Source organism: Lactobacillus sp. W8174 (genome assembly GCF_016100975.1).
Lineage (GTDB): Bacteria > Bacillota > Bacilli > Lactobacillales > Lactobacillaceae > Lactobacillus > Lactobacillus juensis.
The window spans coordinates 218,836-240,126 of sequence record NZ_JACFRN010000001.1 but is presented as its reverse complement, the minus strand read 5'-3'; the positions used below and the strand labels follow the sequence as shown (position 1 = coordinate 240,126).

Below are 21,291 nucleotides of genomic sequence, written 5' to 3'. Positions count from 1 at the left end.
CCTCCGTAATAAAAAGAGTGAGCAAAGCTGCTCACTCCGAATCATTTATTCGAACTTCTTTAGCAAGTATATCACATTTATATTAATACTGCAAAATTTTAAAAGAGTGAAAGTTGATTCTGCTCCGGCATTCCAGTTAGAACTTCATTATTTTCTAAATAATCCATAATTGACTGGGATACTTTTCCACGGTTTGCCAAGTCTTCTTTTGACAAAAACTTCTGCTCAGTTCTGGCAGCAACAATTTGTTTGGCAGCATTATTTCCCAGCCCGGGAACAGCGTTAAATGGCGCTAGAATCGTATGCTGGTCAATAATTTTAAAATTAGTGGCTTCTGACTGGTTAATATCCACCATTTTAATTTTTATTCCACGCTCTAAACATTCATTAGCAATTTCTAACACTGTCAGAAGACTCTTATCCTTGGCGGATGCGTCATTACCTTGATTTTGAATATCAGACATTGCCTTTTTTACCGTGTTTTTACCATGACTCATAGCTACTAAATCAAATAAATCAGCACGTACTGAGAAATAGGCAGTGTAGTAAATTTCAGGATAGTAAACTTTGAACCAGGCAATTCTTAAAGCCATTAATATATAAGCCGTCGCATGAGCTTTCGGAAACATATACTTGATTTTGAGACAAGACGGAATGTACCAGTCAGGAATTTTATCGTTTTTCTGTAAAACTGCCATATCATCATCACTTATTCCCCGACCATGACGAACTGATTCCATAGTTGAAAAGGCTACTTCAGGTTTAACTCCCCAGTGAATCAAGTCCATCATGATGTTGTCTCTACAACCAATAACATCTTTCAGTTTGCAAGTTCCATTGTTAACAAGCTCTTCTGCGTTTCCTAACCAGACATCAGTACCGTGAGATAGTCCAGAAATTTGCAGTAACTCGGAGAATGTAGTCGGCTTTGTTTCCTCTAACATCCCTCGGACAAATTTTGTACCAAATTCGGGTACGCCTAAAGTACCAGTTTCTGATTGAATTTGCTCGGGTGTTACACCTAAAATTTTAGGACTAGAAAAAAGCGACATTACTCCTGGATCATCGGGTGGAATTGTTAAAGGATCAACTCCGGAAAGATCTTGCAACATTCTGATCATTGTTGGATCATCATGACCTAAAATATCAAATTTTAAGATGTTATCATGAATAGAATGAAAATCAAAATGGGTTGTCAACCATGCAGCATTTACATCATCTGCAGGATATTGTACCGGCGTGAAGTCATATATATCCATATCATCAGGAACGACAACTATGCCTGCTGGATGCTGCCCGGTAGTTCGTTTGACCCCACTGACACCAGCTGCTAAACGATCAAGTTCAGCACCACGCAGATTCAATTCTTTTTCTTCATCATAGTGTTTAGCATAACCGTAAGCTGTCTTATCAGCAACAGTGGCAATTGTACCTGCTCGATAAGAATTATCGGGACCAAACATTACCCGAATAAAGTTATGAGCTACTGGCTGATAGTCACCCGAGAAATTCAAATCAATATCAGGAACCTTGTCACCGTGAAATCCCAAAAACGTTGCAAATGGTATATCTTGTCCATCCTTAACCAACTCTGCTCCACATTTGGGACATTTTTTATCAGGCAAGTCATATCCAGAGCCATATTCACCGTTTTCAAAGAATTGGGAATACTGGCATTTTGGACAACGATAATGTGGTGGTAATGGGTTGACCTCAGTGATACCAGACATTGTCGCAACTAAACTAGAGCCAACAGAACCACGAGACCCAACTAAATAGCCATCCTTATTCGACTTAGCCACTAGTCTTTGTGAAATCAAATAAATAACCGCATAACCGTTAGAAATGATTGAATTGAGTTCCATATCAAGTCTATCTTGAACAATCTTCGGCAATGGATCCCCATATAATTCATGTGCTTTGTCATAAGTCAAACGCTTCATTTCTTCATCAGCATTATCAATGTGAGGTGGGTAAAGTCCATCTTTAATAGGTGAAATTTCCTCAGTTGATTCCGCGATCTTGTTTGGATTAGTAATCACTATTTCTTTAGCTGCATCTTCTCCTAAAAAACTAAAAGCATCCAGCATTTCCTGAGTAGTGTAAAAATGCATATCAGGTTGTTTTTTGTTCCTGTCAGGATTACTACGCTGAGCCGAAATTAGAATCGTCCGATAAATTGCATCATGTTTTTCAATATAATGTGCATCACCAGTAGCAACTACTGGTTTATCAAGTTCCTTACCCAATTTATAAATATTTGTCAGAATTTCTTCAAGTTCCGCTTCATCAGCTATCAGATGATCTTCGATCATAATCGAGTAATTTGCTGGTGGTTGAATTTCGAGATAGTCGTAAAAGCGAGCTTTCTTACGCGCTTCGTCATAGCCCTTTTGCATCATTGCAACAAAAACATCGCCTTCGGAGCAGCCCGAGCCATATAGCAGTCCCTCATGGTTCTTAACCAAATCAGATTTAGGAGTGCGGGGAATCCTATAAAAATCTTTGGTATTGGCAATAGAAACTAAACGATACATGTTTTTAAGTCCAGCTTGATTTTTAGCTAAGATAGTCATATGTTGCGGTCTTGCTCTCTTAAACACTTGACCTTGAGCAGCATAATCGTTCATTTTACCTAAATTATCTTCGTGATACTTTTTAGTAAAGGCATCCAAGAGCTTAAACATTAAGTAGCCCGTAGCTTCAGCATCTTGGTTAGCCCTATGGTGATGCTCAAGAACAACATTATATTTTTTAGCTAGAGAATCTAAGGTATGTCTAGTTTGTTCTGGGTGAAGCAACCGTGATACTTCTAGCGTATCAACTACCGGCTGAGTAATTTCTTCTAAGTTAGCTCGTTTTAAAGCTGCGTTGACAAAACCAACATCAAATTGAACATTATGACCACAAAGTGGACGGTCGCCATAAAAATCCTGAAATTGCTTGATAACTACAGCCTCATCATCAGCTGCCCCTACCATTTCGTCAGTAATTGAAGTTAAATTAATGGTCTGTTCACTTAATGGATGATGGGGATTGATAAATTTATCAAACCTCTCCAGCACTTCCCCATTTTTCATCTTTACAGCACCGATTTCAATAATGGTGTCGTAAACGGACGACAAACCTGTAGTTTCAACGTCAAAAATAACAAATTCACGATCTTTACATGTCATTGATGCCGGATTAAGAACTAGTAATGCATGATCGTCAATCATATTTGCTTCTAAGCCGTAAATAATTTTGATGCCATTCTGTTTACCAGCATTATATGCTTCAGGAAAGGCTTGAACATCAGCATGGTCTGTAATAGCTATCGCTTTTTGACCAAATTTTTTAGCTGTCATAACAAAATCAGTTGCTGTATTAGTGGCGTCAAGTTGACTCATATTTGTATGTAGATGTAGCTCGACCCTTTTTTCATCACCCTGATATTTTTCCGTTCTGCCAACATGTTCAACAATTTCAAAACAAGAAATATTAAAAACAGTGTCATGACTCCACTGATCTTCTGCAACCGATCCTTGCATTTTAGCCCAAGTTCCCGGTTTGATTTTTGTCATATTTTCAATTTGTTCTTTATCCGAAACAAACTTTTTAAATGAAATTGAATCAGTGTAGTCAGTTATTTCACCCGTAAAAATGATTGAACCATTTTTCAATTCGCGACTAGAAATATTAAAAATATTGCCTTCTATGACAACATTTCTGCTACCGTCAATTACTTCCTTTATTTGGGTAACTGGCAAACTCTCATCCAACTTGCGGTTACCATAGCGAGTCTTTTTAGTAGGATAAGTCCCTTGTTTAGGTTTCTCTTGGGGTGGGGCTGCATCGTATTCTTCCTGCATATTTTGCTCATGCTGTTCCTGCAATTCCTGAAGACTAGCCAAATTATTTACTGAATTTTCATCATCAATTTCAGTTACAAACTTTAAGTTAAAGAAGCCAAAATTTCTCATTTCTTCTGCTAGTTCATCAAGCATTTTTTGCTCGAGCAGGCCATCAACAACTAAATTGTCTACCGGAATAATCCAACGTCCATTTTCCTTTTTAGGCTTATGACTAGAAATAAATTCACGTGCTACCGGTTGTAAAGCATGAGAATTTTGCACTGCGAATTGCCAATAGTCAGACAAATAGTCATCTGCTCCATCTTGAGAACGAACAAACAAACGAGTATTGACAAAAGAGGAAAAACTAGCTGTTATAGCTTTATTTAAAGCATTAAAAGTTTCAAATTTTAGTGGCGTAGTAAAAAGAACATGGATATCCCACCTATGTTCTTTAGCGTAAACATCCACGTTCTCAATTTCGCCTTTCTGCAATAAATCATTATCTGCAAACTCTTGCGGAAACTTGATTTGCTCCAATAACCTTAAAAATAGTTTATTTTTATCAGTCACGAAAATTATCCTAACTCTTTATTAATAAAATCGTCTAACTCGGACACTGTCATTTCAGTTGCTTTTTCATCAGTAGGCCGTTTAACTTCGACTACTCCTTCACTGGCTTTTTTACCAACTGTTACTCGCACTGGAGCACCTAGTAAGTCAGCATCAGCAAATTTAACTCCTGCCCGTTCATTACGATCGTCATATAATACATCATACGTAGCGCTGTATTTTTCTTCAAGTTTTTGAGCCAAATTTGTTTGACCTTCATCTTTCATTTTCATTTGCACAATGTGCAGGTCAAATGGTGCGATTTCTTTAGGCCACGCCACGCCATTTTTGGTCAAATGCTGTTCTATTACTGCAGACAAAACTCTTGTCACACCAATACCATATGAACCCATTATAACAGGTTGAGCTTTACCATTTTTATCAAGGAAGTTTGCACCCATAGTTTTTGTATAGTAAGTTCCCAGTTTAAAAATATGACCAACTTCAATAGAAGTAGTAAATTTTAAAGGTAAATGATCGACCGGATCTGGTTCACCTTCATTAGCTACTCTCACATCACCAAATTTATCAGGGTTAAAATCTCGCTTCAAATTCACATTTTTAAATTGAAAACCTGTCTTATTGGCCCCGACAACCACGTTATAAAGATTATTTACTGTATTATCTGCAATTACCTGATCAGCCCAATCGGCATTAATTGGTCCGACGCTGCCCTTAGTAACACCAGTAATTTGCTCCAATTCTTCATCTGTTGCTACTCTAAGTGAATCAGCATCTAATAGGTGCTTCAGTTTTACTTCGTTTACTTGTTTATCACCCCGAATTAAAACCAATACTTTATCATTTTCATTAGCAATATAAAGTATACTTTTAACAATTCTGGTAGCTGGAACTTTTAAAAAGTCAACTAGGTCTGAGATTGTTTCTTGATCGGGAGTAGCTACTTCTTCAACTTGTTTTAACGGTTCCTCTTCCTGCTTGAACGTATCAATACTGCAAGCCATTTCCAAATTTGCTGAATATGTACCTGTTTCATTCGTAGCAATAGTATCTTCACCAATGGCAGCTGGAGCCTGAAATTCAGTTGAATTTTTTCCGCCCATAGTTCCGGAATCAGCAATAACTGGTGTAACTTTCAAGCCACAACGTTGGTATGCAGCCGTAAAAGCCTTTTTCTCATCTTCAAATTGTTGATCAAGCTGTTCTTTAGTAGCGGCAAAGCTGTAAGCATCAAGCATGATAAATTCACGCGATCTCAGTAAACCGAAACGAGGCCTGTTTTCATCTCTAAACTTTGATTGAATTTGGAAAAGAGCTATCGGCATTTGTTTATAACTTTTTAAATCTTTTGCGACAATATCAGTAAATGTTTCTTCATGAGTTGGTCCCAGCAGACTTTGACGACCGTGTCTGTCTTTAAGTTTAAACATTTCCGGACCATATTTTTGCCATCTGCCAGATTCTTCCCATAAAGTAGCAGGTAATAGATCAGGCATTGCCATTTCTGGCACGTTGATTTTAGCCATTTCCTCACGCATTATCTGTTCAGCTTTACTTAGAACACGGTACCCTAAAGGCAAATAGGCATAAACGCCTGCCGTAACCTGACGAACATATCCGCCTCGCAGCATCAATTTATGACTTTCAGCTACAGCATCAGCTGGTGCTTCTTTTAAAGTCGGCATAAATAATTTAGATTGTCGCATTAAAACTCTCTCCCAAATTTATATTTTATTTAATAAAGTAACGGTAAATATCGTTTCCCGTTACAGCAATAATTAACACTAATAGTAAGCCGAAACCTATCAATTCTACCATGGCTTCATGATTTTCAGAAATTGGTTTACCACGAACTATTTCAATAAGGTTAAGCAAAAACTTACCACCATCAAGACCAGGTATAGGAATTAGATTCACTATTCCCAAGTTAATTGAAATCATGGCTAAAAAGGCCAAGATATAGGTAAAACCCATTTGCGAAACCTGTGATGTCTGAGAATAAATGCCCACAGGTCCGGAAAGTTTATTTAAACTAAAATGACGGAATAAGCCACCAACTGCATTGAAAATCATTCCCGTAGTAGAAACAGCCGTATTCCAACCGCGTTTAAATTTAGCACTGATGCTTTCATCACTTTTTGCTCTAATTCCGATTTGGTATACTTTTTGGCCTTGAACTTTAACAACTTTTGGTTGAACGCTTACCACTTTTTTTTGCTTATCTTTGATAACAGAAATACTGATTTTTTTACTTTTGTTCTGAGATATTTCTTCCGAAATTTGTTCGAAGGACGTTATTTTGTGACCATTAAGAGCCACAATTTTTGAATCCGGTTCCATTTTTGCAATAGCAGCTGGTGAATTAGGTGTCACTTCAGCTATTTCTGTAGTTGCAGGCCCTGGAACAGTAAATGTCCAAATTAAAAAAACAACAAAGCCTAGAATTATATTCATTAATGGTCCAGCAATGTTAGTAGCCAACTTTTGCCAGACATTAGCTTCTTGAAACTGGGTATCCCTTGGCGCAATAATTAACTCAGTTTTTGAATGATCAATAACCGTGGCATCATGATTAACCTTATAGGTAACTAGCCGATCTTCCTCACCATTTTCATATCCAGAAATAAAAAGTTTATCGACCAAATCAAATTTAGTAACCTGTAATGGTACTCCTTCGATTGGCATTTCTGATTCAGAAGCATCAATTTTTACAACTTCTTTTTGCTGATTAAGTTGCAAAACTACTCTCATCCCTGCTGCCAGATCAGTTTCGTCATCTTTACTTGCTAAACGGACATAACCGCCTAGCGGCAACCATCTAATCGTATAGGTAGTTGGGTTGCGCCTAACTTGGAAAAGCTTTGGTCCCATGCCTATTGAAAATTCACGTACTAAAATGCCGCACTTTTTAGCAACAATAAAGTGCCCGAATTCATGGACAAAAACTAATATTCCAAATACTACTAAAAAGATAAGTATACCTTTCACAAGAATCCTCCTAGTGTATGATTCCCATTAAAGCAGCAAAAACAGGTAAAACAAAGAGCATACTGTCAAAGCGATCCAGAATACCACCATGGCCTGGCAATATTTTACCAGAATCTTTCACGCCATAGTACCTCTTATAGGCTGATTCAACCAAGTCACCCATTTGTCCGACTATTGATAACACAAGAGCAAAAATAATCATTTCAACTTGCGAATGGTTCAAGTTCACAAAGTAAACATAAATTGCAGCACAAATTACCGCGCAAATTGTGCCTCCAAGTGATCCTTCCCAGGTTTTATTAGGACTGATTACAGGCCACAACTTATGTTTGCCTATTTTACGCCCGATCATGTAGGCTCCAGTATCTGTCAACCAAACTACAACAAAAACATAGCAAAGAAGAGCAAGTCCATTATTTGCGTTTCTGATACTTGCCATGTAATGAAAGCCGGTTCCCACATATAATGAACCCAAGGTATAAACCGCTACATCATCAAAAGTAGTTTTATTTTTAGTTAAAACAGTCCAGGTCAGCATTAGCATTATCAAAGCAAAATAAATGCCATACTTTGTCCAATGAAATGGCATTGACTTAAGAAAGCTATCAGGAACTGCCCAAACAATGGTAGCAAGTAAAGCCAGCAGAAAGTTTACTGACACCAATATTTGCTTTTTCATTAAAAAGAATTCACTGATACCAACGGCCGCAAACAAAACGGTGAGCCAATCCATCCAAAGTCCGCCAGCTATGACGATAGGAATAAATAAAATTAAAGCAATAACTGCTGTGATTACACGTTGTTTCATATATTTACCTAACTATCCGATTCATCGACTTTACCGAAACGTCGATGACGATTTTGAAAATCAATAACAAATTTTTCCAGATCTTCTCTAGTAAAATCAGGCCAGTTTTTCTTACTAAAAGCAAGCTCTGAATATGCTAATTGCCATAACATGAAATTAGAAATTCTTTGCTCACCAGATGTTCTGATTAATAAATCTGGATCACTGTATTTACCAAAGCTTGCAGTCATCAATCTCTGCGAAATCATTTTTTCAGAAATTTCATCACTGGTAATACTACCTGTTTCAACCAGAGTAGCAATCTCTTTTACTGCTGTAGTAATTTCTCTTCGTGAACCATAATTAAAAGCAAAATTTAAAATTAAGCCATTATTATTAGCAGTTTCAGCCATTGCTCTCTGCACCACATCATAGGTCTTAGAAGGTAACTCGTTTAAATAGCCCATAATGTTCACTTTGACATTTTCTTTCATTAAGGTTGGCATAAACTTGTCAAAAAAACGTACAGGTAAGTTCATTAGATATGCTACTTCTTCTTTAGGCCTACCCCAATTTTCAGTAGAAAACGCATATAAAGATAAAACTTTGATGCCTAATTGATTGGCTGCCAAAGTTATTCTTTCCACGTTATTCATACCTTCGTAATGACCTGCAATTCGTGGTTTGCCTTGTTTTGTTGCCCAACGACCATTACCATCCATAATGATAGCTAAATGATTTAACTGATTTTTTTTATCTGCCATTTAATTAGCCCTGGGTAATCTCTTTACGTTTTTCTTCTGCAATTTGGTCAATCTGCTTAGTAGCATCGTCAGTAACTTTTTGTACCTTCTTTTCCAAATTGCGTTGTTCATCTTCAGTAATTTCATCGTCTTTTTGCTGTTTTTTCAGACTATTCATAGCTTCCCGACGTACATTTCTGATTGCAATTTTACTCTCTTCAGCCATTTTGTTGACTTCTTTAGCAATTTCTTGACGCCTTTCACCAGTTAATTGCGGAATAACAAGGCGAATGACCTTGCCATCATTGGCGGGAGTCAAACCTAAATTGGATGCTAAGAGTGCATGTTCAATATCATCAAGACTGTTTTGATCATAAGGTGTAATTAATAACACGCGTGGCTCTGGAATAGTCACACTAGACATTTGCGTCAAGGGAGTTGGCGCTCCATAATAGTCGACTTTTACCCCATCAAGTAAAGCTGCGTTAGCAACACCGGCACGAATAGAGCTCAAGTTTTTTTGAAAAACAGTAATTGACTTCTTCATATTATCTTGAGCTTTTTTAATTGCGTCATTATTCATTATTCTTTCCTCCGATTACTGTTCCAATATTCTCACCTAATACCACTTTTTTAATGTTACCTTCAGTATTAACATTAAATACGATTAGAGGAATGTTGGTGTCCATTGAAAGTGAGCTTGCAGTTCTGTCCATGACTTTTAAGTTTTTAGAAATAATATCTAGTTGAGAAAGTTCACTGTATTTTTTAGCATGAGGATCAACCTTCGGATCAGCGGAGTAAACTCCGTCAACTCCATTTTTAGCCATTAGGATCACATCAGCACCTATTTCCGCAGCTCTTAAAGCAGCAGTTGTATCGGTAGAAAAATATGGATTACCAGTGCCGCCACCCATAATAACTACGCGTCCTTTTTCCATGTGGTGAATAGCTTTTCTCCTAATATATGGTTCAGCTATTTGCCTCATTTCAATTGAAGTTTGCAGTCTAGTTGGTACACCTACATGTTCCAATCCATCTTGAAGAGCTAATCCATTCATTATGGTAGCAAGCATCCCCATATAATCAGCCTGTGAACGTTCCATCCCTAGTTTTGCGCCAGTTTCCCCGCGCCACATATTACCGCCACCACAGACGATACCAATGTCAACTCCCAAATCGTGAACAGATTTAATCTCCTTTGCTAAATGACTGATGACTGTAGGATTTATACCCGTTCCTTCATCACCGGCCAGAGCCTCACCAGAAATTTTCAAAACTATTCGCTTATACTTAACTTTAGTCATGACAACCTCCTCTATTAACTTTAGTTATTCTACCATATAAAAAGGGCAAATGTGGACCTAGAAATAAAAGAGAGAAATTTCTTAAAAAAACCTCGAAGTGGATGAGCTTCGAGATTTTGATGAAATTAGTATTTATTTTCTTTATTAATTTGAAGTAATAAATTATAAAGCGATCCGTATAGATTTGAATCGTTTCTAAAATGAGCTGAAACGATTGCCGGTTTTGTTAAGGTATCACCAATAATCGGATTATAGTCATTAACCAACTTGTCATAAGCTTTATTGATACCACTGATTAAAATTGGTTGAGCACTTATTCCGCCACCGACAGCTATTTTATCTAAATCTACTACTGTCTGAATATTAAGAATTAAAGTTGCCACTTTTAAACAATAGTCATTAAAAATTCTAATGGCTTCTACTTTACCAGACTTAATGGCATCAAAAGCATATAATCCGTCATCTTCATTGTTATGATCAAGTTTACGATTAATTGCTTTAACAAAATTCACACCTGAACCATTGTTTCCAACGGCGCCTTCCATATTTTTAGGGCAGGATAAATTATTAATCATAAAACTTAATTCACCAGCTTGATAGTGTGAGCCTCGCAATAGATGACCGTTAATTATGATGCCGCCACCAATACCTGTTCCAAGCGTAATTGCAGCACAATTCGACTCACCCTTTAAACTTCCTAGCCAATTTTCTGCTAAAACGCTAGCCTTGCCATCATTTATTACCGCCACCGGAATTCTGTAGCTTTTACCATAAATTTCAGCAAAGTCAATTCCGTCTAAAAAAGGTAATGAACCGCCAAATCTAATTTTAGTGTTTTCAATTTTTCCAGGAGAACAAAATGCTAAACCTTTAATATCTGCAATATAATATTTTACAATTTGATCTATTTTTTCCAAAAACTCGGTTTTATTTTTAACAGTAGCAATTTTGTTTTTTTCGATTATATTTCCAGCATAATCTAATTTTGCAAATTTAATTTCAGTTCCGCCAATATCAATACTTAAATAATTTTTCATTACACTCTTTCACATAATTCATTCTAACTTTTGCAAACAACCATATTACATTATCTCAAATATTAACCTTAAACAACTATTTGACATTCAAATTAAAAAATCAGTTATTTGTTTTATTGTTAGATCTATGGTGCATTCAAATAAAACAAAAACGTGGAAAATATTTTGCCACTGAAAATCATTTTCCACGCTTTTAACATATGTATTTTATTATTATCCAGCTAACGTATGCAATAGTGAAAAAGTTCAAATAATAGGAACATTAGAACTATTTTTTGGAAAAGCTAAATAAATATCTAAAAGATCAACATTAAATAGATATTAATTCTCACTATTAGTGAAGTGCGACTATAAAGTTAGACATAAAGCTAACTATTATAGAGCACTTCATTAGTCTTTTTAAATTTGATTTTCTAATTAGTTAACGTTGCAATATTATCGACAGCTGTTCTGCCAGAATAAATGCAATAACCTGCCTCAGAACCAGGAACATTTACACCATAGGTGTCACCTACAAGAACTGCTGAGGCATCAGATCCAACTGCATACAAGCCGGATATTTGCCTACCATTCTCATCTAAAACTTCATTTTTGCGGTTTACTCTCAAGCCACCCATTGTACAATAAGCCCCTACACCCAATTCAAAAGCATAAAAAGGACCTTTTTGGATAGCCTTAAGATAGTTTGCGGGTTTTTCAAAATCTTCATCTTTTTTAATGTTTGCCAACTGATTATATCGTTTAACTGTTTTGGTTAAACTTGACATATTTAGTTTTTCAGCAAGGTCGGCAATTGAGTCAGCTTTAGTCAAAAACAACATGTTCTTTTTCTCAGCCTCAGAAATCATGCTTTTCAACTTATCTAGTCTAGTACGATCTGAAAGCGGCTTTAAGCTCCTAGGTAATTTTTTATCAGCAAACTCATCTAAGATACTTTGATCAAATATTGCGTATACCTTTTCTTGCCTGATAATAGCATTTCCAGCGTGCGCCCATATTCTAAAAACACTTTCGTCAACGAATCTCTGCCCAACTTCATTAACCCAAAGAGGAGCCATTTCACAACTCGCAATACCAATATCTGTTTTCCAAAATTGATATGAGGGCACACTATCTTCCTTTATTTGTCCTCCAAACATCATTGCCATTCCCATTCCAAATTTTTTGGCCCCAACATTCCATGCTAATTGAAGACCTGAGCCATCACTTTTTCCAGAATTCATAGGAACAATGCGGTTTGCATTAGAATTAAAATACTTTAAAAGCATTTTTCTATTATTTAAGTAACCGCCGGTCGCCAATATTACCGCTTTAGTCTTTATTTCTTTTTGTTTTTTGGTTTCAAAATCTTCTATAACTACACCAGTAATTTTTCCAGTGCTATTTTGAATGAGTTTAACTACAGAAGCTGAAGTGATAAATTCCACACCGTTTTTTTCAGAATAAGGCTGCATTGCATCGTGAATTGCATGATTACCCAATCCCTTAAACATATGCCAAGTGTTAAGTCCTGCACCAAGTGTGGCAACTCCATCGAATTTAACTCCAATATCGTTTAACCATTCAACATTTTTAGCTGACTGCGCAATATAGTCTTTCCATATCATTGTATCTGCCTCAAAGTGGGAAAATTGTTGTTCGTCATGCAAAATTTCTTTTTCAGAGAGATTGATTCCCTGCTCTTGTTGCATTTTACTATTTACAGCAAATATTCCTTCCACGTAATTGCCAGATCCACCAGTTGTTCGACCTTTCTCAACTACTAATGTGGTTAAACCTTTTTCAACAGAGGCAGCTGCAGCTGCTTGACCAGATAATCCTGCACCAATTACTACTAAATCATAGTCAATTCTTTTTGATAACATTATGTCTCCTTAATTTAAGTAAAAATAAATACTATACGTAAGTATGAGAACTCTCTTCATATATAATATAACTAACATAATAGATTCAAAAATTTATTTTAGTTCTTATTGTAAAAACTTCATCGTCTGATTGATATCATCTTTTTGAGTTTTATAATAAAAACTGTCATTACACCAAATTGAAAATTTTATAAATATTATCAAAAAGAAAGTGAATTTTTAAACTAAAAATGAAAAAGTATTCATACGAATTAGCCAATATTGCTGATATCGGAGACTATTTGAAAGTATTCGCCTGCACTGCTGTAATGGCACAACCAATTATGGCTTTAATTATGCAAGTGGGCCAACCTTTTCGTACGCAAGATATTTTTGGTATTATGTACAATTTAGTCAAATACACAGCTCCTGCTTTTATTTTTGGTATTTTATACTCAACAATTCGAACAAATGATTTAGCTGGCACTTTTTCTTACAAGCAACATATGCGATCAAGCTGGTCAAATTTGTTTGTACCTACATTTTGGTGGACACTTATTTACTTGTTGGGAATGCCCTGGCTACAACAGATAAATAGGTTTAATAATTTTAGTTCCTTTTGCTGGCAATTTGTTAACGGTAACGCTGCACCCCATCTTTGGTACAACACCATGATGTTGCAGTTTATTATCTTAATTCCAATATTTTGGAAAATTAGCCGTTTTGTTGGCACAAATGTCAAACAAGGTGTTATGGTTGCTCTTATTACAATTGTTATCTATTTTGCATGGCTGCAATTTTATGATATTTATGTTTTTCATGGCCCCCATGAAAAGAATTGGTATTTGTTAGATCGAATATTTATTTCTTTTTTTATTTATGGCATTTATGGTGTATTAGCTTGGCAACTTAGAGATTATGTTAATTCATTTCTATACCAGTTTTGGTGGCTAATTCTAATTGCACTTATCGTTTGTTTTTTCTGGACTAATTTTGAATTACACGGATTTGGTCATCCAGTTCTCTTAGCTAACGCTCCGTATTATAAGCCGTCAATGATGTTTTACTGTTTGGCTGTGATTGCATTAGTAGCAACTTTGTATTTAGCTAATGTTAAACATAAATTGAAAACTTATTTAAAAGTCTTTCACTTTTTAGCAACTTATGCCTATCGCGCATACTTGTCAAATGTATTTTGGAATCAACTAATTTGGCGCGGATTAAACATGAGCTACCATGCTATATATCATCCATTCCTTACTTTTTTTGGCACATGGATCCTGACATGGATACTATCTTTTACTTCAGCATATTTTCTACATATATGGTGGACAAAGGCAAAAGAGATTTTAAGTAAATAACAACAAATATTTATTTACACAAAAAGCACATTGATTTTGCATTTCAACGTGCTTAATTTATAAGCTAGACTATCAGGCTGAAGCAGCTTGGGTTCTTGTTCTAAAAGTTCATTATTTATTCAAAAGTAATGATTTTATTGCATTTCGACCAGAAAAAACACAATATCCAGCATGGCTACCAGGAACTTCAACTCCATAAGTATCACCATACATAATGCCTGATCCGTCACTTCCAATTGCATAAACTCCTTCAATTACCTTTCCATTTTCATCTAAAACTTGGTTTTCAAGATTGACTTTTAAGCCATCACCCGTTGTATAAGCTCCACAAGCTACTTCTACAGCATAAAAAGGCTTTCTTTCTAACGAAAATAAATATTTTGCTGGCTTACCAAAATCTAAATCCTTTTTCTTAGTAGCCAATTCATTATATCTGTTAATAGTTTTTACCAGATTATTGGCTTCAATTTTTTCTTGAAGATCATAAATTGAATTTGCAACATTCATAAATTGAGCTTTAGTTTTTACATACCCATCAATTTCAGCTCTTAGGTTTGGTATAGTTGGCTTAGTATAAAAAGGATGCATATCCTTAATTATTGAAACATCTGTTAAGTAATCGATTATTTTTTGATCTAAAATGACAAAAGCTTTTTCTTGTCTGCTAATTGCATTTCCTTGGCTGGCCCAATCATCAACACCATGATTTTCATCTATAAATCTGTCCCCATTTTCATTAACCCAGAGACAAGGTTGAGCACTTATAACCAACCCTCCAAGATTTGACTCCCATAGTTTATATGGTGGAATTTTGGGATCTACAAGTTGAGCGCCAAACTTCATTTTCATTCCCGTAAAATATTTTTGAGCCCCTAATGACCAAGCCATTTTCAGGCCATCACCGGTACTCTTACCAGAATTCATCGGTACGATATTAGTTTTTGTTTTAAAAAGAGTTTCTTTTATCAGCTCATCGTTATTAATATAGCCACCTGTAGCAAAAACTAAGTTACTGGTTATTACTTTTTCTTCCACATTGTTATCGAGATTTCTATAAGTTATTACATATTCATGGTTATTTTTCTGATGTACATCTATAGCTTTTGTTAAAGTTTTGATAACTACTCCTCTTGATTTTGCATATTGTTCAAGACCAGAATGTATCGCATTATAGCCAAGGTTTTTAAACAAATGCCACGTGTTAATACCAGTTCCCAGACTAGCAACTTGGTCAAATTCAACTCCGTGATTTTGAAGCCAGGTAATGTTTTCACTAGAATTGTCAATATATTTTTTCCACATATCATGATTAGCTTGATAATGGGAATAATTCATTTCTTCTTTTAAAACGTCGTTTTTATTAATCTTAATATTTTGTTTTCTTTGTAATTCAGAATCTACAGCAAATACTCCTTCAACATAATTTCCTGATCCTCCTGTAGACTTACCCTTTTCTATAAGTAAAACAGATAAACCTGAATCTATTCCCTCAACTGCCGCGCAAAAGCCAGATAATCCAGCTCCTAGAATTACTACATCATATTTATTCTTCATTTTTATCCTTTTGCATTGATCCTATATTTTTTTCCAATAATTACTAAGAAAATCATTATTATTGTCGTTAAGCCACAAAATAAATAAACTGCTACAAAAGAATTTGTCATTTCTAATATTCCAGTTAAAATTGGCATAATAAAAGAGCCGACAAAATACGAGACAGAAGTAACTAAAGAAAACCCTTGATCAAATTCATCTTCAAACATATATCTAGCAAATATCTCTTGTCCTGAACCAAATAAGTTATATGCAGCGCATATTAATAAGGAACCAAATAGTGATATGTCCTTTGATTTGGCTTTTGTTGCCCAACAAAGAACTAAAAAAGCAACTATTCCAGTGGCCAACCAAAAAGTCAAAGCTTTTTGCGGTCCGAATTTGTCACATGACCAACCAATTATTGGAACAATGATTATTCCAGCAAAAGAAACTACAGATACCATCAAAGCTCCAGCAGTTGCACCAATACCAGTACTGACACCATATGTTGGAAACAATTGAATAATGTTCCCTGGAAACTGAACTAGTATGGTAAATAACACAGAAATAACAAAAGCTCCAGAAAAAATTAATGCTTTAGTTGAAATACTTTTTTTAACAGTATGTTTTTCGCTATCGTTAATTGAAGCCACTTTTTCTTCAGATGCTCCATAAGGCAACATGCCTAAGTTTTCAGGTTTGAGTTTGACAATTAAAGCTGATGGTATTCCTAAAACTAGTGTCATTATCGCCAAGACAAAAAAGGCCACTTTCCAGTTAAATTTTTGTATTAACAAAGACGTAATTGGCGTTACTATAACTAGAAAAATTGATTCGATTACTGAACTAATACTAAAAGCTAAATTTCTGCTTTTTTCAAACCAATTGTTAATTACAATTCCTTGAACAACCAAGCCACCGAAAGCCATACAAATGCCTAGAATGCCAGCCATTATATAGAAGATTACCAAATTTTTAGCATTTGATATAATAAATGCACTAAAGGCAGTAATTATAACTACTCCTAGCAATTCAATACTAAGATTAAATTTTTTTATAATTTTTTCTACAAAGGGTATTGTGACAGCCATCACTAATCCTAAAACTGTGTAAAAAAAAGAGACATCTGAAAGTTTTACTTTCATTCCATTAGCAATTGGGGTCAAAAACACTCCTATCACACCAGAGTATGTATCGACGATAGCCGACATTATCAAACCCATTGCAATAGTCACCAACCAAGGATAAAATCTTTGCTTCTTATTCATTTTCATATCCTCCTAAATCAAATTAGATATTTACCAGTGAATAAGTTATCATAGTTTTTAGAGCTTTCTTTATCTTAATTCGAATAAATTATTTGAAAAAGGAATAAATAATGAAAATTGCAATTTTAAGTTGAACACCCTACTTGATCTGATAGATGCAATCTAATCTTATTTCATATAATTCATCGGGTGTGTCGTAGGCTAAGATCTTGCGGGGCAGGTTATTGCACATTCCTCAATGCCGTAGATTTGCATTAAGTCATAATCCTTGATGTACTTGCCTTTGGGAATAAAGCGCCGAATTAGCCGGTTGTGCCGCTCAACCCCGTCCTTCTCATAAGAAGTATAAGGGTGCGCGTAGTAGACCAGCGTCTGCGCAGCTTCTTCTAACTGGGCTAAATCCGCAAACTCAGAACCATTATCCGTGGTAATGGTCTTAAAGACTTCGTTCCAGTGTTCCTGGTATTGGCTGCTTAAAATCTGGAGCGTCACTCGGTCTTGCAAAGCAAGATGTTGGCCTTTTTGGTGACTAGATATGGTAGAATTAAGGGAGTTCATTGGTAACTTCTTTCTAGAATTAGGTTGGTAATTACATTCTATCAAAGAAGTCCAATGGACTTTTTTCATTTTCTAATCAGCGCAAGTATTCAACTTCATTTTACAATTTACCAAAGGAATAAATAATGAATATAGAACAATTCAAAGTTTTTTTAGCAGTTGCTAATAATAGCAGCTTTACAATTACAGCAAATAAACTTAATATGTCACAATCAAGTGTATCTAAAAATATTAAAGAGCTTGAACTCTTTCTAGGATGTAGGCTTTTTCAGAGAACAACACGGAGTGTTCGATTAACCCCTGAAGGACAATATTTTTACGGGATTGCAAAAAATGTGGTTAATTCAATTGATTCGGCTATACTTAATTTAAAAAAGCAGACAAAAACCTTTACAATTGGATATTTAAATACATATGCCGACAAGATATTCATGCCATTGCTGCTTAAAAATATTTTAAAAAAATACCCTAATTGGAATATAAATGTTAATGAAGTTTTTTTAGATGATACTATTAATGGGTTAATTCATGGCAATTCAATGATAGTTTTTGGGGAGAAAGACTGTTTTAAAAATGATTGTCATATTGAGTTTTTACCACTGTTTAAAAGTAGATATGTTGTTATTACTTCCCCACAATCTGAATTTAAGAATAAAAAAATTGTTAGGATTTCGGATTTAAAAAGCAAAAAATTAGTATTAGGCAACATTAGACAATATTTACCAACTGAACAAAGCCTTCATGACAAAATCATTGATCAAATTGGTGGAAAATATATAGAGTATGCTGACGATATGATGATAATGGCTCTTTTAGTAAAATCTGAGAATATTTTAGGTATTTTGCCTGAGTATGGAGTAGACAAAACGGATAAATCATTATTATATTTGCCTTTAGCTACTGACATTTCTACTATTTTCGGATTCGGCTATTTAGATACTATACAATATGATATTAATATGGAAACATTATTTGATCTAATTAAGAATACATATTACAGTTATAGAAAAGAATATTGTTAAACTTGTTTTTATTAATAATAATTATTAGTAAATTTTGCTATAATTACGTTTTTTAGTCTAATAGCTATATATTCATTCCGATTTTTTTGAAAATAATATTGTTTTTTTATATTAGTCCAAATAGGTTTCTGTAGTAAATTTATCAGGATCGGCAAGCTCTCATAAGAAGAAAAATCTTTTAACATAACTTTTTTCCCTGCAAATTTTATTCAGTACATTCGATTATTATTTTTGACATTAAAAAACTGCGCTGTATTTTAACAGTGCAGTTTTAGTATAAAAATGGTCTATTTTTATATAAAGAAACTATGTAATATCCATGACAAAGGCTGCCCCACTTGGTGTAGCCAAGAAAATAGCACTCGCTATCAAAATGCATCCTGCCACAAAGGAAATTCTCTTGGTTAGTTTTGAAAACTGACTAGCAAAACTAAGAAAGATTAGTACTGTTCCAGATACCAAAGCCAAAATCATAATCCAGAAACCCATAGATACTTCCAATTAACAAATTCTTGCATTTCTTTATTTATATTAATTACAAATATAAATCAAAATTAGTAATTAATTGAGTTAGAAAACTAAAGATAAAGGAAAATTTAACTAATTTTTTGTTTAATTTTGTCAATATACAATTTACTTTTTTAAATAAAACAAAAAGCTCCTATCTGTACAGATAAGAGCTTTTAATTGAATCAATAAAAATATGTATATCTATTTCATTTGTTCTTTTACTTCAGCAGCAAAGTCTTCTTGCTTCTTTTCGATACCTTCGCCAACTTCATAACGCTTGTAACCAACAACTTCGCAACCTTCTGACTTAGCGTATTCAGCTACAGTCATATCGCCATCTTTAACGTATGGTTGATCAACTAAACATATTTCGCTAAGGTACTTGTTTACTCTGCCTTCAACAATCTTAGGAATGATTTTAGCAGGCTTACCTTCATTTTCAGTTTCCTTAGTGAAAACTTCTTTTTGGCGATCAAAATCAGCCTTTGGTACTGAATCTTTGTTCAAGTATTCTGGATTAATTGCAGCAACGTGCATAGCAATGTTCTTAGCAGCTTCTTCACTGTTACCTTTTAAAGTAACAACTGCAACAATTGCACCACCATTATGCTTGTACGCACCAAAGACTTCATCATCATTCTTAGTAATTAGATCAAATCTTCTTAAAGTGATTTTTTCACCAATGACAGCAGTAAGATTGGTAATTTCCTCGCCGATCGTGGAATCACCCATTGGTGATTTTAATGCTTCTTCAACGTTAGCAGGTTTAGCCGCTAAAATTGCCTTGGTCACATCATCAACTAATTTGATAAATTTATCATTAGATGAAACAAAGTCTGTTTCAGAGTTAATCTCTACTACAACAGCGTTATTTCCTTCAAAAGCATATTCGGCCAAACCTTCAGCAGCAATGCGGCCACTCTTCTTAGCAGCTTTAGCAACACCATTTTCTCTTAAAATGTCAATTGCCTTTTCAATATCACCATCAGCTTTAACCAAAGCCTTCTTGGAATCCATCATGCCGGCACCGGTACGGTCACGTAATTCTTTTACTTGTTTAGCAGTAATGTTTGCCATTATTTTTCCTTCCAAATAAAAACTTATTAATAATTAAAACTAGTCTTCATCTGAGTCAGAAGTTTCTTCAGCTTCAACTGTTTTTTCTGCATCAGCTTCAGTATCTGCTTGTTTTTCTTCTGCACCCTTAGCCATCTCTGCTTCAGCATTGTCATCATCTTGACCTTGCTTACCCTCAATAACAGCATCAGCCATAGCGCCTGAAATCAAACGAATAGCACGAATAGCATCGTCGTTTGCAGGAATAACTACGTCAACTGGGTCTGGATCAGTGTTAGTGTCGACCATAGCTACTACAGGAATTCCTAAAATATTAGCTTCATGAACAGCAATCTTTTCCTTTTTAGGATCGACTACGAATAAAACATCTGGAATTCTAGGCATATCTTCGATACCACCTAAGAATCTTTCCAATTTATCCTTTTCTTTAGTCAAAAGAGAAGCTTCCTTCTTTGGCAACACATCAAATGTGCCATCTTCTGACATTTTCTTTAAATCTTTTAATCTTTGTACTCGGCTCTGGATAGTCTTCCAGTTAGTCAATGTACCACCTAACCAACGTTGGTTAACGTAGTATTGACCAGCACGAGTAGCTTCTTCAGCAATTGAATCTTGAGCTTGTTTCTTAGTACCAACAAATAGGATAACGCCACCATTTTGAGCAACGGCTCTAACAAATGAATAAGCATCATCCAACATCTTGATAGTTTTTTGCAAATCAATGATGTAAATACCATTTCTTTGTGTAAAGATATAAGGAGCCATTTTTGGATCCCATCTTCTAGTTTGGTGACCAAAATGGACACCAGCTTCAAGCAATTGTTTCATTGAAACTACTGACATATTA

Annotated in this window: 16 protein-coding genes and 1 pseudogene; 2 read left to right on the top strand and 15 right to left on the bottom strand. The window is 35.1% G+C overall.

Annotated features, from left to right (window positions below; all coding sequences use genetic code 11):
* Positions 1 to 98: 98 nt before the first annotated feature.
* From H3U49_RS01280 to H3U49_RS01240, 9 genes are all read right to left on the bottom strand, one after another.
* On the bottom strand, positions 99 to 4,406 hold the full coding sequence (locus H3U49_RS01280) for a PolC-type DNA polymerase III (protein WP_198179056.1): 4,308 nt from the start codon (positions 4,404 to 4,406) through the stop codon (positions 99 to 101).
* 5 nt (positions 4,407 to 4,411) lie between these two features.
* A complete protein-coding gene (locus H3U49_RS01275; protein WP_198179054.1) occupies positions 4,412 to 6,112 on the bottom strand; it encodes a proline--tRNA ligase in 1,701 nt (566 codons plus the stop codon).
* 25 nt (positions 6,113 to 6,137) lie between these two features.
* Positions 6,138 to 7,394 carry an RIP metalloprotease RseP gene (rseP, locus tag H3U49_RS01270; RefSeq protein WP_198179052.1) on the bottom strand — a complete coding sequence of 419 codons (1,257 nt, stop codon included), beginning with the start codon at positions 7,392 to 7,394 and terminating at the stop codon, positions 6,138 to 6,140.
* A gap of 10 nt (positions 7,395 to 7,404) precedes the next feature.
* Positions 7,405 to 8,202 (bottom strand): phosphatidate cytidylyltransferase, encoded by a 798-nt coding sequence (locus H3U49_RS01265; RefSeq protein ID WP_198179050.1) that lies wholly within the window; start codon positions 8,200 to 8,202, stop codon positions 7,405 to 7,407.
* An 8-nt stretch (positions 8,203 to 8,210) separates the two neighbouring features.
* Entirely contained in the window at positions 8,211 to 8,945 is a 735-nt protein-coding gene (locus H3U49_RS01260; protein ID WP_198179048.1) for an isoprenyl transferase, read from the bottom strand.
* 4 nt (positions 8,946 to 8,949) lie between these two features.
* Positions 8,950 to 9,507, bottom strand: coding sequence for a ribosome recycling factor (frr, locus tag H3U49_RS01255; RefSeq protein ID WP_045928214.1), 558 nt, complete (start codon positions 9,505 to 9,507; stop codon positions 8,950 to 8,952).
* The gene (pyrH, locus tag H3U49_RS01250; RefSeq protein ID WP_045928215.1) at positions 9,500 to 10,231 is read right to left on the bottom strand and encodes a UMP kinase; all 732 of its coding nucleotides are present in this window, start codon (positions 10,229 to 10,231) and stop codon (positions 9,500 to 9,502) included. Before pyrH ends, frr begins: the two co-directional genes overlap by 8 nt.
* Before the next feature lie 125 nt (positions 10,232 to 10,356).
* A complete protein-coding gene (locus H3U49_RS01245; protein WP_198179046.1) occupies positions 10,357 to 11,268 on the bottom strand; it encodes an ROK family protein in 912 nt (303 codons plus the stop codon).
* A 413-nt stretch (positions 11,269 to 11,681) separates the two neighbouring features.
* Positions 11,682 to 13,133, bottom strand: coding sequence for an FAD-binding protein (locus H3U49_RS01240; RefSeq protein ID WP_198179044.1), 1,452 nt, complete (start codon positions 13,131 to 13,133; stop codon positions 11,682 to 11,684).
* A 230-nt stretch (positions 13,134 to 13,363) separates the two neighbouring features.
* Here H3U49_RS01240 and H3U49_RS01235 point away from each other — a divergent pair, with 230 nt between their 5' ends.
* A complete protein-coding gene (locus H3U49_RS01235; protein ID WP_198179042.1) occupies positions 13,364 to 14,473 on the top strand; it encodes an acyltransferase family protein in 1,110 nt (369 codons plus the stop codon).
* A 111-nt stretch (positions 14,474 to 14,584) separates the two neighbouring features.
* Here the strand turns inward: H3U49_RS01235 and H3U49_RS01230 are convergent, their stop codons facing one another.
* The 3 genes and pseudogenes from H3U49_RS01230 to H3U49_RS01220 form a co-directional block, all read right to left on the bottom strand.
* Positions 14,585 to 16,027, bottom strand: a complete 1,443-nt coding sequence (locus tag H3U49_RS01230) for an FAD-binding protein (protein WP_198179040.1) — start codon at positions 16,025 to 16,027, stop codon at positions 14,585 to 14,587.
* 2 nt (positions 16,028 to 16,029) lie between these two features.
* Positions 16,030 to 17,277, bottom strand: coding sequence for an MFS transporter (locus H3U49_RS01225; RefSeq protein ID WP_198179038.1), 1,248 nt, complete (start codon positions 17,275 to 17,277; stop codon positions 16,030 to 16,032).
* Between the two features lie 139 nt (positions 17,278 to 17,416).
* A pseudogene (locus tag H3U49_RS01220) lies at positions 17,417 to 17,754 on the bottom strand (IS30 family transposase); the annotation flags it as partial.
* Positions 17,755 to 17,960: 206 nt separating this feature from the next.
* On the opposite strand from H3U49_RS01220, the gene H3U49_RS01215 reads away from it, so the two are divergent.
* Positions 17,961 to 18,857, top strand: coding sequence for a LysR family transcriptional regulator (locus H3U49_RS01215; RefSeq protein WP_198179036.1), 897 nt, complete (start codon positions 17,961 to 17,963; stop codon positions 18,855 to 18,857).
* A 306-nt stretch (positions 18,858 to 19,163) separates the two neighbouring features.
* Here the strand turns inward: H3U49_RS01215 and H3U49_RS01210 are convergent, their stop codons facing one another.
* The 3 genes from H3U49_RS01210 to rpsB all read right to left on the bottom strand — a co-directional run bounded on the left by H3U49_RS01210 (position 19,164) and on the right by rpsB (position 21,287).
* Complete coding sequence (locus H3U49_RS01210) at positions 19,164 to 19,346, bottom strand: hypothetical protein (protein WP_198179034.1); 183 nt, start codon at positions 19,344 to 19,346, stop codon at positions 19,164 to 19,166.
* Between the two features lie 222 nt (positions 19,347 to 19,568).
* Positions 19,569 to 20,444, bottom strand: a complete 876-nt coding sequence (gene tsf / locus H3U49_RS01205) for a translation elongation factor Ts (protein WP_034981620.1) — start codon at positions 20,442 to 20,444, stop codon at positions 19,569 to 19,571.
* Between the two features lie 39 nt (positions 20,445 to 20,483).
* Positions 20,484 to 21,287 (bottom strand): 30S ribosomal protein S2, encoded by an 804-nt coding sequence (gene rpsB / locus H3U49_RS01200; protein ID WP_034981617.1) that lies wholly within the window; start codon positions 21,285 to 21,287, stop codon positions 20,484 to 20,486.
* Between the last annotated feature and the right edge of the window lie 4 nt (positions 21,288 to 21,291).

What these genes read in the sequence shown, in the direction of transcription:
- rpsB (WP_034981617.1), bottom strand. Translation starts at nt 21,287, where the DNA reads ATGTCAGTAGTTTCAATGAAACAATTGCTTGAAGCTGGTGTCCATTTT.
- H3U49_RS01275 (WP_198179054.1), bottom strand. Translation starts at nt 6,112, where the DNA reads ATGCGACAATCTAAATTATTTATGCCGACTTTAAAAGAAGCACCAGCT.
- H3U49_RS01215 (WP_198179036.1), top strand. Translation starts at nt 17,961, where the DNA reads ATGAATATAGAACAATTCAAAGTTTTTTTAGCAGTTGCTAATAATAGC.
- H3U49_RS01265 (WP_198179050.1), bottom strand. Translation starts at nt 8,202, where the DNA reads ATGAAACAACGTGTAATCACAGCAGTTATTGCTTTAATTTTATTTATT.
- pyrH (WP_045928215.1), bottom strand. Translation starts at nt 10,231, where the DNA reads ATGACTAAAGTTAAGTATAAGCGAATAGTTTTGAAAATTTCTGGTGAG.
- H3U49_RS01230 (WP_198179040.1), bottom strand. Translation starts at nt 16,027, where the DNA reads ATGAAGAATAAATATGATGTAGTAATTCTAGGAGCTGGATTATCTGGC.
- H3U49_RS01210 (WP_198179034.1), bottom strand. Translation starts at nt 19,346, where the DNA reads ATGGGTTTCTGGATTATGATTTTGGCTTTGGTATCTGGAACAGTACTA.
- H3U49_RS01225 (WP_198179038.1), bottom strand. Translation starts at nt 17,277, where the DNA reads ATGAATAAGAAGCAAAGATTTTATCCTTGGTTGGTGACTATTGCAATG.
- frr (WP_045928214.1), bottom strand. Translation starts at nt 9,507, where the DNA reads ATGAATAATGACGCAATTAAAAAAGCTCAAGATAATATGAAGAAGTCA.
- H3U49_RS01235 (WP_198179042.1), top strand. Translation starts at nt 13,364, where the DNA reads ATGAAAAAGTATTCATACGAATTAGCCAATATTGCTGATATCGGAGAC.
- tsf (WP_034981620.1), bottom strand. Translation starts at nt 20,444, where the DNA reads ATGGCAAACATTACTGCTAAACAAGTAAAAGAATTACGTGACCGTACC.
- H3U49_RS01245 (WP_198179046.1), bottom strand. Translation starts at nt 11,268, where the DNA reads ATGAAAAATTATTTAAGTATTGATATTGGCGGAACTGAAATTAAATTT.
- H3U49_RS01240 (WP_198179044.1), bottom strand. Translation starts at nt 13,133, where the DNA reads ATGTTATCAAAAAGAATTGACTATGATTTAGTAGTAATTGGTGCAGGA.
- H3U49_RS01260 (WP_198179048.1), bottom strand. Translation starts at nt 8,945, where the DNA reads ATGGCAGATAAAAAAAATCAGTTAAATCATTTAGCTATCATTATGGAT.